The sequence below is a fragment of the Granulicella sp. S190 genome (assembly GCF_009766095.1).
In the GTDB taxonomy this organism is placed as follows: Bacteria; Acidobacteriota; Terriglobia; order Terriglobales; family Acidobacteriaceae; genus Edaphobacter.
This window is the reverse complement of record NZ_LMUD01000002.1, coordinates 297,196-311,539: the sequence shown is the minus strand read 5'-3', so window position 1 is coordinate 311,539 and position 14,344 is coordinate 297,196. Positions and strand designations below refer to the sequence as shown.

The 14,344-nt window shown below is 54.4% G+C and carries 15 protein-coding genes; 2 read left to right on the top strand and 13 right to left on the bottom strand.

Translation table 11 applies throughout. The features are described 5' to 3' along the window. Positions 1 to 391 precede the first annotated feature (391 nt). Positions 392 to 997: a hypothetical protein gene (locus GSQ94_RS01235; protein WP_158941494.1), complete on the top strand. Its 606-nt coding sequence runs from the start codon at positions 392 to 394 to the stop codon at positions 995 to 997. Positions 998 to 1,034: 37 nt separating this feature from the next. On the opposite strand, the gene GSQ94_RS01230 is transcribed toward GSQ94_RS01235, so the two are convergent. The 11 genes from GSQ94_RS01230 to GSQ94_RS01180 all read right to left on the bottom strand — a co-directional run bounded on the left by GSQ94_RS01230 (position 1,035) and on the right by GSQ94_RS01180 (position 11,924). Further along, a complete protein-coding gene (locus GSQ94_RS01230) occupies positions 1,035 to 1,430 on the bottom strand; it encodes a nuclear transport factor 2 family protein (RefSeq protein ID WP_158941493.1) in 396 nt (131 codons plus the stop codon). 397 nt (positions 1,431 to 1,827) lie between these two features. Then, the gene (locus GSQ94_RS01225) at positions 1,828 to 2,172 is read right to left on the bottom strand and encodes a helix-turn-helix domain-containing protein (protein WP_158941492.1); all 345 of its coding nucleotides are present in this window, start codon (positions 2,170 to 2,172) and stop codon (positions 1,828 to 1,830) included. 205 nt (positions 2,173 to 2,377) lie between these two features. After that, complete coding sequence (locus GSQ94_RS01220) at positions 2,378 to 2,782, bottom strand: nuclear transport factor 2 family protein (protein WP_158941491.1); 405 nt, start codon at positions 2,780 to 2,782, stop codon at positions 2,378 to 2,380. A gap of 70 nt (positions 2,783 to 2,852) precedes the next feature. Beyond that, positions 2,853 to 4,103 (bottom strand): condensation domain-containing protein, encoded by a 1,251-nt coding sequence (locus GSQ94_RS01215; RefSeq protein ID WP_158941490.1) that lies wholly within the window; start codon positions 4,101 to 4,103, stop codon positions 2,853 to 2,855. An 8-nt stretch (positions 4,104 to 4,111) separates the two neighbouring features. After that, positions 4,112 to 6,898, bottom strand: coding sequence for a winged helix-turn-helix domain-containing protein (locus GSQ94_RS01210; RefSeq protein ID WP_158941489.1), 2,787 nt, complete (start codon positions 6,896 to 6,898; stop codon positions 4,112 to 4,114). A 157-nt stretch (positions 6,899 to 7,055) separates the two neighbouring features. Beyond that, positions 7,056 to 7,967, bottom strand: coding sequence for an AraC family transcriptional regulator (locus tag GSQ94_RS01205; protein ID WP_158941488.1), 912 nt, complete (start codon positions 7,965 to 7,967; stop codon positions 7,056 to 7,058). Between the two features lie 160 nt (positions 7,968 to 8,127). Beyond that, positions 8,128 to 9,276 (bottom strand): alpha/beta fold hydrolase, encoded by a 1,149-nt coding sequence (locus tag GSQ94_RS01200; protein ID WP_254063511.1) that lies wholly within the window; start codon positions 9,274 to 9,276, stop codon positions 8,128 to 8,130. A 30-nt stretch (positions 9,277 to 9,306) separates the two neighbouring features. After that, entirely contained in the window at positions 9,307 to 10,131 is an 825-nt protein-coding gene (locus tag GSQ94_RS01195; protein ID WP_158941486.1) for an SDR family oxidoreductase, read from the bottom strand. Positions 10,132 to 10,209: 78 nt separating this feature from the next. Beyond that, complete coding sequence (locus GSQ94_RS01190; RefSeq protein WP_158941485.1) at positions 10,210 to 10,596, bottom strand: nuclear transport factor 2 family protein; 387 nt, start codon at positions 10,594 to 10,596, stop codon at positions 10,210 to 10,212. 66 nt (positions 10,597 to 10,662) lie between these two features. Beyond that, entirely contained in the window at positions 10,663 to 11,238 is a 576-nt protein-coding gene (locus tag GSQ94_RS01185; protein ID WP_158941484.1) for a hypothetical protein, read from the bottom strand. A gap of 86 nt (positions 11,239 to 11,324) precedes the next feature. Beyond that, positions 11,325 to 11,924, bottom strand: a complete 600-nt coding sequence (locus GSQ94_RS01180; protein WP_158941483.1) for a hypothetical protein — start codon at positions 11,922 to 11,924, stop codon at positions 11,325 to 11,327. Positions 11,925 to 12,360: 436 nt separating this feature from the next. Here GSQ94_RS01180 and GSQ94_RS01175 point away from each other — a divergent pair, with 436 nt between their 5' ends. Next, positions 12,361 to 12,786 carry a hypothetical protein gene (locus GSQ94_RS01175; protein ID WP_050061329.1) on the top strand — a complete coding sequence of 142 codons (426 nt, stop codon included), beginning with the start codon at positions 12,361 to 12,363 and terminating at the stop codon, positions 12,784 to 12,786. 108 nt (positions 12,787 to 12,894) lie between these two features. Here GSQ94_RS01175 and GSQ94_RS01170 read toward each other — a convergent pair whose 3' ends face one another. Both GSQ94_RS01170 and GSQ94_RS01165 read right to left on the bottom strand, forming a co-directional pair. Beyond that, positions 12,895 to 13,404: a nuclear transport factor 2 family protein gene (locus GSQ94_RS01170; RefSeq protein WP_158941482.1), complete on the bottom strand. Its 510-nt coding sequence runs from the start codon at positions 13,402 to 13,404 to the stop codon at positions 12,895 to 12,897. 91 nt (positions 13,405 to 13,495) lie between these two features. Then, positions 13,496 to 14,284, bottom strand: a complete 789-nt coding sequence (locus GSQ94_RS01165; protein WP_158941481.1) for an MBL fold metallo-hydrolase — start codon at positions 14,282 to 14,284, stop codon at positions 13,496 to 13,498. Positions 14,285 to 14,344: the final 60 nt, after the last annotated feature.

Below are 14,344 nucleotides of genomic sequence, written 5' to 3'. Positions count from 1 at the left end.
TTTAGCGCCTTGAGGCACCCCGAGGAAGCGTTATTGCACCCTTATCGAACCCACGTCCTCTGTCCACTAGACCTCTGCCCAAAGAAGGCAGACGACATGGGTTCATCAACAAAATATCAGCCCCTTCCGAAAGCTCTGGAAGCTCTGGCGGACATCTCATACAATAGAACCAATGGCACGCTCCGTTACCATCTCGACCCCGGTTCCGACTCTCGAAGAGTTTGGGAAGAGCCTCGGCTTAAGCAAGAGCCGACAGAACTCTCTCCTGCGTCTCGTGCGTCGCGATTCAAAGTCGGGTCAGTTCGTCGAGCGTCACCGAGATTCCTCAGGGACTTCAAAGGAGAGCGGCACGGTTTTCAGAACCAAGAAATAGTCGAGGTCTGAAGATTAAATGCCGATTTCCCTTGTCCAGCAGAACGCCGTCTTTCTCAATATTCCTTATGACGCCCACTTCAGCCGTCTCTATCTGGCCTATATCGTAGGACTGACGGAGCTCGGCCTTGAGCCAAGGGCGACTCTTGGAATTCCTGGCGGCGAACGCCGCCTTAATCGAATTCTCGCTCTTATTCAGAGTTGCCGTTATTCCATTCACGACCTGTCGCGGATCGAAGTCGACCGCAATCCTCCCCCAACTCCCCGCTTCAACATGCCGTGCGAACTCGGGATGACAATTACATGGCAGCAGCTTAACCCTGCCCGTCACACCTGGTTCGTGTTCGAGTCGCGCAATCGTCGTCTGCAGAAGTCCCTTAGCGACTTGGACGGCACAGACCCAAACATCCACGATTCCACGGTTGAAGGGGTTATGCGCGAGTTGTGCAACGCGTTTGTCCGTCGTGGACCTCAGCCCGGAGTGCCGCAGATGCTTCGCACCTACCGCCGTGTCAGCCGGCAGGCGGATGAAGTGATGAGAGTCGCCGGGAGCACGAATCTCTTTGAAGCCAGAGTCTTCAAAGACCTCTGTTTCGTCGCCCGCGCAATAGCTCAATCGACGTGATAGTAAATACGAGCCGACTTCACGGCCGATGAGCCAGTCAGGACCGATGTGCGAATGCGGCAGACGGACCGGCCGATTCACCAGCCTCATCCCCAATGTCCATGGCTGCGATATGACCGCCCTTCACAGTGAATACGTGGAGAACCTCGCTGTCCGAAAGAACATCCCCTTGAAGACTCCTGACGAGTTGATGCACCTTGACGTGAGTCTTACCACCGTCTTCCTCGGTGATTTCCAGCGGCTTTACAGCGGGATCGAACTCGCTCCATTGGCGAGTCCAGTAGGCGCGAATCTCTTTCTTTCCGACAACCTCGCCTCCCTCCGAAGCCCTGGGCCAGCGTACGTCCTCTGCCATCAGAGCTAATGCGCCGTCGATGTCTCGCTTATTGAATGCGGCGTATGCCTGCTCAATAAGGGTCTTAGTGTCTGCCATTCACTCTCCCATAACGCCTGGCGTGGAATCGATTCTCGTTTATCCGGCCAGTCTGAATGCTCTCGGACAAGCGCCTACTAGTCGGCAGTAGTCGCCTGCCCGCTTCTGGTGTTCAACTCGCTGCTTCGCACTCAAAGAGAATGGTCACATCCCCGGTTGAAGGGGACCCTCCAAAAAAGTCAAAGCGGCGCGACACGATTTTATAGTCGGGAGGAGCACCTACCGAAATTAGGTCGCCTAAAAGAGGGATTGCAGTGAGCGAAGTGTCGTTCAAGGTTACCCCGGAAATTTGACCGTTTGGGAGCTGAAAATCAAGATGGATTGCCATCCACACAGCATAGCAGCGACTTTACACAAGAGATCCGTACCCACCTGCTACAGCCGATTTCACCTTTTCCTACGGTTTGGGATGATTCGAATTGAGCTCATCATACGCGTCCCCCCACTTCGCTAGTTGATCGAGCAGCTCGTATGTCGCTGCCTTTACCGGTTCCGCCAGATCATACTCGACGTGCAGAATATGGCTGCTCAGATCATTTCTCACGATCAATCCCGCGGCCTGAAGCTTTCTCAGATTTTCAGCCAACACTTTCTTGGAAGCTGAAGGGATGAGACGTCCGAGCTGACCAAGTCGAATGGGCCCCTCCCGCATGACACAGAGAATTTGTATCCCCCACTTTCCCTGGAGGTGGCCGACAGCTAATTCTGCAGCACAAGAATACTCGACGGACTTGTCTCGCATTGCGAAATCTTCCTCTCAGAGCTAGCCTGACTCCGTTCAGTTGCCGCCCACAGGTTGGACAGAAGTGAGCGGCGACTAAGAGAGGCCTCCACTCGTTTCCTGCGTCGGGTTTGGAGGCAAATCTGACAGGTGTTCAGCCAACAGCACAAGCAAATTCGGACAATGCCAAGTGTTAGAAGCTCTTTCCTGGAGTCTGCTGATCTGATTAAGAAGCCTGCGGATTCGTAAACATCTCGTTGCCGCTCGCCGTCTGAGCAGCGGGTATTTCCTCTTCAAGAACATCCCAATGCTCTGCGAGCAATCCGTTTTCGATCCGGAATATGTCCACGGCAATAACGGGTTTACTAAAAGGGCCGTGTGCGGAATATCGTCCGTGGATCATCACGAGGTCACCCTCTCCGATAATCATTCCCGGGTCGTACTTGAAGTCAGCCGGCACGTTGGCAGCAAGTTCGCGCAGCCCTTCTCGAAAAGGAGGAATGTAGTGGTTGTGCTGAATATAGTCTTCAGCCCAATACTTATCGAAAGCACTTAAGTCCCGATTCACAAAGACTGCCTTCATGGCCGTCAAGACAAGTGCTTTGTTCGCTGAAACATCTGTATTACTCATATTATTTCCCTTCGTTGGTGATCAAAACATCTGTTTTCACGAGTCCGGCATTTGAGGCTCGCATGATCATTCATGAGCTTGTTGCTAGTGCGGCGGTCAAGATCCCTTTTGCGGTTTGCAACATCTCCGGAAACGGATGATGGGCGACATGCGTAATTCCAAGCGATCCATTCACCGTCATCGTGGAGAACTTTTGTGTATCTGGCCCCCCGACAAACCCAGCGGTGAAGACCTGGTTAAGATGCAGTCCCCTGAAACGCGTGCGCACTTGATAGGAGCCATAGCTCGTCAGCATGAGATCGTGCACGAACCCGCTATTCAGCAGCAGTCTTAGATGGGCTTGCGGCGAGTGCTCATCCTCTACCAAGGAACTGGCTTGGTTCAGGAATTCGTCGATGTTGCTGCGAAGCGAACTTGACTTCATTGAAGAGGTGATCCGCGCTCCAATCTCCCAGAACTGATCCTCGCGTAGTCCTTCCAGTAGGCAGCGGTGGAGAACGACCAGCTGCCCCACTTGATCGGTCAGCCCGTGAAACGGGCGTATATCGACTGGGCTCAGACAACGAATACCATCAGTCCGCCAAACTACGCTTGACCGAAGTCCTGCCAGAGCCAACGCCGTCAAAACGGCGCTGTGAACAGAGACACCCCGCCATTTGGCATTATCCACGAGATCCTCCGTCTCGGCCTTCGACAACTCTGCACGGGTGACGTGGACGGCAGTTGCCGGATGCACGGGAACCGCCTCATTTGAAACCGAGGAAGTATGTTCCGATGTTCGATACTCCGGGCTCTCACGACCGAACAGTTCGGCGACAGATGGGGTGAGCGGCTGCGGTTTTTGCAACGCGCATTCCGTCAGCAAACACAGCAGGTCGTGGAGCAGGAAGAGATGAGACTTTCCGTCCAATGAAGCATGGTGTGAGGCGATCAGGAACACGCACTTATCTTCCTGATGAAACAACGCAGACCTCGTTAAAGGCTCGCCGTCCTTGAAGGGGTCCGAGAGCTCCTTCTCGATTGCCTCCGTGGCTGAAAACGACGACGAAAGCGGCTCCACGCGCAATGGCATAGGCCGCTCCGGAACGCTATAAAAGAACGGACGTTCTCCTTCAACCTTGCCGATCGACGCTTGTAAAAGCGGATATGCCTTCTGCAACTCCCGAAGTGCTTCGTGCCAGTTTTCGATTCTTGTCTGGCCGCTGATCTCGGCCGCGAGAACGTGCCCGCGTCGAGCAACCCGCTCCATCAGCCAGAAGTGTTCCTCAAAGGAGTCCAGTTGCCTCAGCACCCTGTTCTTGTCAACCTCGGAGAAGTTCATGTTTTCCGTCACAGGGATGCACCTGCAAAACGAGGAGACTTTTCAAGGAGAGCCTCTGCTCTTCGAAAATCATACGAATCAAATCCGGCGGTAAAGTCGCTCATTGTCTCCTTGAGCAGGCGCTTCGCCTGCTTGATTTCGTCGCCAGTCTGAGCCAACTCAAGGAGCGAGGTCGCTGTCCTCAATTCCCACGAGAGCGCTTGCTGACGTTGCGCAATCTCCAAAGACTGCTGCAACAGCCGGCATACATCAGCTCTCGCCTGCGACTTGCCCTCGCCATGCATACGCACGGCTTCTAATCTCAGAACTTCGGGAGCACACCACCACGAAGGGTCGCTTTTCGCCCGCTGCACTAGGAGGACGGGTGCAAAACTCAGCCCCAGCACACTGAAGTTTTCCCAATGGCGATAATCCCAATAAGATTGTTGCCTTCCTGCCTTGAATTGACGGTCCGCGGGCTGGCCATTCGCTGCTGCGACGCCCAAACGGAACACATCCACGTACTGTTTCCAATACAGAGAATTGGATAGGCGGGCGTGCTCCTGTAGCAGGGACAGGTTGCGCTCTGCGTCTTTCAAGTTCCGATTCCAAATGTTGATGGGGCATCCGGCGATGGAAAGTGCAAAACAGATCGCGACCGACTGCTTCGTTTCCAATGCGGCAGCAACCGATTTTTCAGCGACGCGAATAGCGTCTTCCGGAAAGCCTTGAAGCCACAAAACGCGGGCCAGGGTTCCCATGACCAAAACTGCCAAGTTATAGTCATACGCTCCGCGTATGCCATCATCGGAGATCGTCACCCGGTCTTCTATTTCCGACAGAACAGATCGACACTCCTTGAGATTCCCCAGATACAAGAGCGACAGAGCCTTCAGCGGATTCCACCATACGTGTTGAGAATCACCGCCGACGTACTCTTCTATCTGGAGTGCAACGTCCAGCGACCGGCTATATTCTCCGAGGCCGTGGTGATAACGCCACAGATTATGAAGGGCTCCACTGATTCCTAGCCGATCATCTAACTGCTTGGCAAGTTCGAGCGCCCGAGTTGCAGTAGAGAAGAGTTCCGGCACCGCGCCGAGGGTTTCATAGAGCGCGGGTCCCCTCGCAAGCAAAAGACGGAGTTCCGCCTTTGACACGTTCGGCGTGCCGCTCATCGCCTCCAATGCTCGATCGGCGTGAACTTTGAACTCTTCGAAGAGAGATAGCTGAAACCAGAGATATGCCGAGGAGGCTATAACCTCAATTCCGAGTTCTGGGTCGCCCTTCGGTGAGAAAGCCCACGCAATAGCTGAACGGAGTTCATCGACCATCTTGCTATGGGATTCCTGGTGAGACTTCACCACAAATCCATTCTTAGGTGCGAGGCTCAGAGTTCTATCGCGAATGTATTCGGCATGTAGGCGGCGAACAGAATTCGCGCCGGGGCCGTCTCCAAGCTTCTCGACTGCGTACGCGCGGGTGGAATCCAAGAGCCGGAATACGGGTGCGCTGCTCTCGTTCGACATGACGAGAAGAGATTTCGCGACAAGGTTGGGCAGGGACTCCCAAATTCTGCTCTTCGTCATGACGTGATCCGTTGCGACCATAAGGGCGGCATCGCGATCGAACTCACCTCGAAACACACTCAACCGCGATAGGAGGAGCTGTTCACCATCTGACAGAAGCCCGTAGCTCCAATCAAGCGTGGCGCGCAGCGTGCGATGACGCTCTTGCGCCGTACGTCGATTGCGGGTTAGGAGTTCAAGACAATCTTCAAGCTGGATAGTGAGCGTTCGAATGTCAAAGAGGTCGATGCGGGCAGCGGCTAGCTCTATAGCGAGGGGAATTCCGTCGAGCTTGTTGCAGAGAAGCGCCAGCGCCGGTGCATCTTCATCCGTGAGTGAGAAGCCCGCAACGCCTGAAGACGCTCGCTCGACGAAGAGTTGGACTGCCGGAAAGGCTAGAGCCTCGACAGCGGTGAGCGAGGCATCTCCGAGCGACGGCGCTTGAAGAGGTAATAACCTCTTCACAAACTCTCCCTCAGTGCGCAACGGCTCTCTGCTTGTGGCAAGGAGATGGACATTCGGGCATTCGCGCAAGACCTTCTCCGCGAATGAGGCGGCAGCTTCGATCACATGCTCACAATTGTCAAAGACAATAAGCGTTTCACGCGGTCCCAGATAATCGAAAACCGCCATTTCATCAATGCCCGATGACGCCGGCAGTCGGAGAGAGCTAGCCAAGGCAAAGGCCAACGGCGAGGAGACGGTGAGAGACGTGAAATCTACAAAGAACACGCCGTCCGGATAGATTTCAATAGCTCTTCCAGCCGTCGCCAACGCAACACTGGTCTTGCCAATTCCACCACTGCCCACAATGCTGATGAGCCTACGATCGGCCAGATCCGAAAGAATCTCCTGAATGACTTGATCGCGGCCTATCAGTTTCGCAAGTAGAGGTGGAACATTGACCCAACTCTTTTGATAATTCTCTGTTTTCCGATGCGTGACCGGCATCGCAAACTGATATCCGCGACCAGGAAGCGTCACGATACATCCATCCGGACAGCCGCCTTCGGATAAGACTTTTCGAACGGCGGCTAGATGCACTCTCAGATTGGCTTCGCCAACGCTTGTGTCCGGCCATATTTGAGCAGTCAATTCAGCCCCGCTCACCACTTTCCCTGCGTTCTCTACGAGGATTCTAAGCAGCGAAAATGCCCGACTGCCGAGATGCACAGCTTCCCCATCACACAGCAGAGCGCTGCGCTCTGGAATCAATTCGAACGTGCCGAAACAAGAAGATGGTTTCATCGCTCCCAAATTGCGCGACCGCAAGACATTCGCCACAAAGCGTATGGGGCTCAGAAACAAATGAATTGAGGCGCGGGCAAAACACAGTCAACTCCCGCATCTACCATGCTTTCAAAGCGTAGGCCAGGAGGACCGGGAGTGTCTTGGCGAAGACTGTTCAAAGATGGCTTTTTCTGCTGCGTCGCCATTCGCCGGGGCTTTCGCCCACAAATCTTCTGAAGAATCTATTTAGGGAGGGCTGATCGGAGAAACCATATTGAGACGCGATTTCCGCAAGCGATAACCGGGAGGTCAGCAGTAGGTTCTTGACGGCGTCTAGTCGTTGCTCCATCAGCCACTTATGCGGAGGTTGTCCGAATGTCTTTCGAAAAGCGTGAGCAAAGTGGCTTACCGACAAGCCGCATTCGGCTGCGACCGAAGATAGGGAGATGTCGCCATTCAAATTAGCACTCAGAAGTTCTTTTGCACGACGGGTCTGCCACGGAGCCAGATGTCCGCGATCTGATTTCAACCCGCTGCGAACTCCGCCATAAGCAAATGTTGCGTGCGCAAGAACCGCTTGGCCCAAGTTGTCAAGAAAAAGTCTGGACGTCTGACGAGACTGTTGAATAGAAAATAGAAGCGACTTTCCAAGATGCTTTAGGGTCGTATCCATTTCGCAATGAGGCCACCGCAGCGTGTCGAGTTTGGGCAGGTGATGTTCATAAGCGAATTCCTCTAAAGCGACTCGCGGTATGTAAAACTGTATAACCTCAATCGGGTTCGGAAAGAACGCAATAGGCTCGTGCTCAAGATCTAGGATCGTTACTCCCCCGGACGGCCGCTTTCCAGTGGGTTCTAACTTTCCACCCAACCACAATTGACCTCCCAGGCTGGTTCGAAGATGGAGATGAATTGAGAACGCTTTTTCGACCGGAATCGGATCTGTCGGTGTAAAGAATCCGCGGGGGGCATGGAGCCGAGTCACCGCAAGTGCAGAATTCCCGGAGCCAAGCGTCGCGTATACGGGGGAATCTTCGAGGTGTAAGTACCTCGCCATCCGTTCCGCATAAGCTCCTGTGTCGATCATGGTGTCTAACTCCGGGCGGCGGGCTGCTGCGCCAGGCTTGTGACTGCCTCCCTCTATTTTCGCGCAAAGCCTTAGGATTGCGCCAGCATCTCATCGCAGAATCCGAATGAGCGCCATCAACTCGGTGTGCGAGGCCTTGCGCTGGGGATGGGCAAGGCGTCTACGGAAGAGCTTGCATGAACTCGGCAACGTGATTTGCCCACAGTTCCGGATGAGCCATCGTCAAATGACCAAAGGTCTGCGCAGATCCTGGTTGGAGTACGAAGCGCCCGTGCGGTACCTTTGCGATGAGACCATCCATATTCTGAAGTTCTGCGGGGTTGAATGCGTCATCGGAAAAGTTTAGGGCGTAGACGATGGCCTTGATGGAGTGCAGTTCAGGGTCTGGATTGTAGTCGGAGGACGAACGGAGGGAGTAGAGGATATCGTTTGCGTCGGTGGGCATCGCTTGCTTTTGCGCCTCAGCAATGAATCGATCCGCTGCGGCCTGGTCGGGCACGACTTCCTGCAAATGGGGGACACCGTCGAGCATCATTCTCATAAGCGGAAAACTCTTTATCCAGCCGGCGGGAGGACTCGAATAATCGCCTGCCTTATAGTCGGGATCGGATTGAATGGAGTTGATGACGATCCTCCTCCAGAGTAGATTTCTTCCGGAAACCGGAATCGGCATTGAGACGACTGGCATGATACCGTCCATGAAATCGGGATGACTCTCGGCCCACTGCCAGGCATTCATTCCGCCCATCGACATGCCCAGGATCGCTCGAAGATGTTTCACCCCTAACGCCTGCGTGAGCAAACGATATTGCAGGTCTACCATGTCGCCATACCCGTACTTCGGGAATTGCGCTCTCAGACCGTCACTCGGTTTGCTGGAACGACCGTGCCCCACGTTATCAGGAAAGACCAGGAAATAACGTGACGCATCTAGTGGCTTGCCAGGGGCAAACAGAGCGTCCATGTAATTTTTGCTCAGAAGCGCGTTGCCGTCTGAGCCTGTCCAGTGGACAACGAGCACCGCATTGTCAATTTGTCCTGAATCGTCCCGGTGAGGCGTGCCCAGCGTAGCGTAATGGATACGCACTTCTGGCAGAACCTCGCCATCGCGGAATTTGTAGTTCTTGAAGACCGCATCGGATTCCGCCGCCCCATCGTTACGCGCGGCCTGCCAAGGGGATGCCATAGCATTCTGCTGCATAGTAGTGCCTTTCTCCGTAGACTGCGACCAAGCCACATGGACAATGACGCCAGCTAATGCAACGACAACAATGGATATGGAAACGAAGTACCTACCCGTGAATTTCAATTGGCAACTCCTGCGTGTTGCGCATCTCATCTATCCGGCAAAAAACGACCGCATCAGAGTCATGTATTCCGCCTCAGAGGTTTCGCGGCGAGCATGAATCAACGGCTTGATGTCATCGGTGGCCACATAGCGCAGTTGATCTGTTCCATCTGTGACTGCCGTATAGATACACTCCGTGACCTGCTCTTCCGTGCCCATTGGACCGGAGCGCATGTTGTCGAATAGGGCCGCCGTGTGGCCCATGAAGGCAGCGTAATCCGGCAGCGAATTATTCCCAGCCGCCTCCTCTCCGCTACGCTTGCCGAAGCTCGTCGAGAGGACGCCGCCCGGCTCGACGATCTTTACTTTGATTCCCTGGGAAGCAAGCTCATAGGAGAGTGCTTCGGAGAAGCCTTCCAGAGCGAATTTGCTCGCGCAGTACAGAGAAAGCGCAGGCAGGCCGAATACTCCCGCTCCCGAGGTGATATTTACGATGATGCCCGCCTTTGCAAACCGGAAGTGCGGCAAAATCGCTCGGATTGTTGCCATTGCGCCGAAGACGTTCACTTCAAACTGCTGTTGTATCTTCTCCACGGGAGTTGACTCAAACAGACCAAAGAGGCCAAAGCCTGCATTATTGATAAGAACGTCAATAGCACCAAAACATCCGATTCCAGCATCGATAGCGCCCTGGATGCTACCTTCGTCTTCCACATCGAGTTCGGTGACGAGAACATTATCGAGGCCGGCGAAGTCGGAATTACCATCAGGTTGTCTCATGGTGGCAACCACGTTCCAGCCCTTGCGTGCAAAATCCAATGCTGTCGCCCGGCCAAGTCCGGAGGAGCAACCTGTGATCAATACTGTCTGCGGCATTAGCAATTCTCCTTGTGGTTATGACGGACGTGATCGTCCGAATTATGATCTCGATCCGCACCGATGGTAGCGAGGAGGCTACGCACCCGCAAAACGATCCAACATCGGCACATCGGAGATGTATGTGTCGATGCGCTGGATCTTCTCTTCGCGTAAAGACAAAATGGACGTCAGATATTCATCAAGAATCTTGTCTCCGTGCTGGCCCGTGTTATGCAGCATGATGGCCACATCCTTCCAGCCATAGAGAACATGCAGCAGGGCGAAATTGACTCCGTGGCTGCCGAGAAACTGGCCTTTGGCCACGACAGCTTCCGCCCCCTTTGCTTCGCCGCCCACGGCGCTGGTTCCGGGTAGGCTCCATACAGCATCGTCGGTAAGTACGGACCGTAGTTCAGCCGCATTTCTGGTCTGCAGAGCAGTCAGAAAGGTCAACGCGATCTCTTTCTTCTTCTCTTCCGTCACGACAATTCTCCTAAGCTGATGCGTGTCCGATGCCAATCACAACAATCGGCATCGGAGCATGAATTGTTACGGTCTACCCATGATGTGGACATGGGCATAGGGCGAACCCGCCCACATGATGTAAGCACCGGCAGGCTTGTGCTTCGTCGGCAGTCCGGTCAGCTTGGGATCGAAGGGCCACATGATCATCCAATGCGGCCCGATCTTGATCGGTGGGCTGGTCTTGTCATAGGGGTCGCTATCGCTGCGCTGCTCTGCGCCCGCAAGCATATAAGTGATCCCTGGAACCGTGTTGAGCGGTTTCGGCAGATGCCGTCGAAACGCGTAATCCCACTGCATGGAAGCTTTGTCTTCGCACATCGGAGGATCGGCGATACTGTTTGGGTCTCCCGGCATGCAGGTCCACTCGTTCGTCCCCTTACGAATGACCGTCATGTTGCCTTTGGCGTCCATCTCGGCGATGGTGGCGTCCCGGGTGATGTCCTCCGGCCCGGCAGAGATCGCGCTTGCTATCTTCGCCTGGGTCGATGCGTCGTTGTTATTCGCCGCGTGTACCGCTGTTCGGGGGCTTGCACAGTAAAGTGCAAGCGCTCCGATGCAGACAGCAACGACGATCCCATAACCTGATTTGTGTATCTTCAAGTTGCACCTCATATCTTCTCTCTTGGGAGCATTCCGTTGATCTGTAGAAAGGGTCTGCCTTTCACCACTTCCAGACGAGAGATGCTTTAGTGGTTCATGGGCTCCATCGGCTTCGTCACGTAGGGATCTCCCCACTGCTTGATGGGAATGACGAGGAAGAGTCCAGGACGTCCGGGAAGACCATTCACATAGGCCAAGCCGCCCGTACCATCGCGATTCATCAGCGTCAGCTCGTTGGAATCCGGGGTCACGATCATGATGTGCGGACCGACATGAAAGGCATGGGGATCATCCTGGCTGGGGTGGTCCTTGGTCGCAAGCCATTTGCCTGCATACATGTATGACATTCCGACGCGGTCAAGATGCGGCGTTCTTCCCGCCAGCGTGTCCTTGATCCACGTAAAAAACGCCGGATCGTAGCAACCGGGCTCGTCCTGATGAGCCGCACCAAGTCCAGGCAGACATGTCCATCCATTCGTTCCGGGACGAAGAACGCGGTATTCTCCATCCTTTGTTTTGGGCCAATCGACAACGGTTGCATCCTTGGTCACGAACTCAGGGCCGGCCTTCAGCGCGTCTGCGATCTTGTCGGCGTCGGAACGTGAATCTTTCGGCATACTCATATCGTTCTGTGCGATAGCGCATGCGGAGGCAAAAAGGATGGCGAGTGCGGCAATTCTTTTCATGACAGTACTCCTTTGCTTGTTACATCGGTTTTGGTTGAGAGCATCAGTTATTTCCGTGTGAGCACATCCGCGGCCTTCATCGCTTGCGCCCCGTGCTTCCGAAAGTTATCTTGCAGCACCGCAGAATAGGTCTCACTGAAAATCATCGTTAATCAATGCAAAGGACGAAGCGATCGCTCGCCACTTGTCACGAGTAGGCGCACTATTGCGGCGGACCCAACTGAATCGCAACGAATTGGAACGTCTCGGCTCGAATCGTTGCACTGCCAAGGCCGTTAACAAAGATTTGCTTCGCTTTGCGTCGGGAGGACCGAACATCGGGAGCACACTGAGGCTGCGTGCCTCTCTTGGAGGTTCACCGTGGAAGGCTTGACGCGGGGGACCACAAACTGGCAACGACCATCGACAACACGCACGACTCAGAAAGGAATCAATCATGCACCCTCTGCGCAAGTTACGTGAAGCTGGTCCTCCCACCCCCGAGCAAGTCGCCGCAATACTTGCGGAAAACGTCGTAATGCACAGCCCCATGCTCATCCGGGCCATTGAAGGACGAGCGAACGTTGCCTTCACGATCTCCAACTCATCAAAGAGCCGGGATAACCCTGGAAAGTACATTTACGAGGGAAAACTGGATGAGAGAACTACCTTTCTCAGATGGCAAGGCACGGTCGAGGGACATGAGATCGAGAGCCTGGAGTTGCTCACCGATGACGAAAATGGTTTGCTCATTGAGCGAACGATCGCATACCGGCCCTTTCCTGCGGTCAAGCTTCTGAGGGATAAGCTGTATATCCTTAACGCTGGAAGGCTGCCTGACGACATGTGGGACTATGCGCCGGCAGATGCAGGACAAGCATAGCGAATTCCGTAGCCACTCCGCTCCGATTGATCGACGTTGTTGCAGCTCTGTCGATCAATCGGAGCGACTCACAAAGCAAGCTCGCTTGAGTATCACTGCAGCCAAGGTTCACTTTGTAACTGCTGGTTTCGCTGCCTCCGGTGGCACCGGGATGGGAAGATCGGTGGCCATCTTCCACCCACCCTCCACCTTGACCCAAAGCAAAACCATGATGAATGGGGCTGGCTTGGGATATCCGCCGTAGACTGCCGTGATGTTTACAGGCACATATGTTTCGGCGACATTTGGCGTGAGATGCACGATCTTTTCGTTCGGATAATCAGGATCGATCCGGAAGTGGGTTTCATAAAGATCGTGAAAGTGCTGCATCACGTCATCCTTACCCCAGTACCCTTTCCATCCGACAGGCGCCTTGGCAACGAATAGGGTGTTCGGAGAATCCCATACGAGCTTTTCGACCGCTGACAAATCGTGCCGATTCTCGGCGTCGATCAGATCTTTGTAAGCCTTGCGGACAGCAGCATCGGGTTCTGAGCTACTGTCTTGACCCATTGCCGAAGCCGAGAACGCCACCATGAGGAGGCCGCCGCACACGCACTGCCGTATCAAACGTTTCATAATTGAGCTCCCATGTCGTTACGGTTCTATTTCTTTGCTGTTGGTTAGGCTTCATTACTTGTCAAGCCATCACGGATGACAGGCGTAGGGGCTATTTATAGAGAAAGCGGCCTTCGTGTTGCAGAAGCAGAGCGCCGCGGTGATATGGGAACAGTGCGACCATCTGCCTGTGGAAGGCTTCCGCGCCGTCGGACGTCTTCCATGTCCGCTCGGCGACATCCAGATAGTCCCTCATATGGGTCCAGAGTGCTGCATCGCCAGGATTCCCATGGCCCGGTAGGAGCGTGCCGAAATTAAGAGTCGAGAAGGTCGAGAGAGCTGCGCGCCAGCTTTCGAAGGCAAGCTCGCCTACAAATACATGGACCTGATGGTAAAGAAGATCCTGAGTGATCAGAATGTCATGCTCAGGAAGTGCAATTACCAGCGCGTCTGCGGTCTCGGCATGGCGCAGTGCGACGTGTCGAAGGAGAGTTCCATCAATCCGCTCTTCTCCCTCCTGTACGATCTCGGAAATCCGTTCCGCGTGGTCTGGAATCCGATCTCCAACCTTGGCGCGCTCCTCGCCGGCAACTCGGTCTCCAACCTGATCGATTTTCCGCGCGACTTCTGCAAGCCCATGAATCGGCAGCCCGAAGGCAGCCGCTCCAAGGAGGTGATCTGGGTGATAGTGCGTGACATAGAGGCGCGTTATCGGTTTGTTGAGTGTAGCCGCAAACGCTACAACTTCCTCTGCGAAGTCGAGAGTGTACTGGGCATCGACTACCAGAAGTTGACTCGCTAGCTCAATGATATGAGTGTTCACGACCCAGCCCGCTTCTGGAGCCGCATAGGTATGCACCTTTAATCCGTTCCTCTGAATGGTGGTTACGCTTCCATGCATCACTATCTCCTGCTAGAGCCATTGAACTGTGCGTCACTGAGCACATAGTGCCCGATCAAC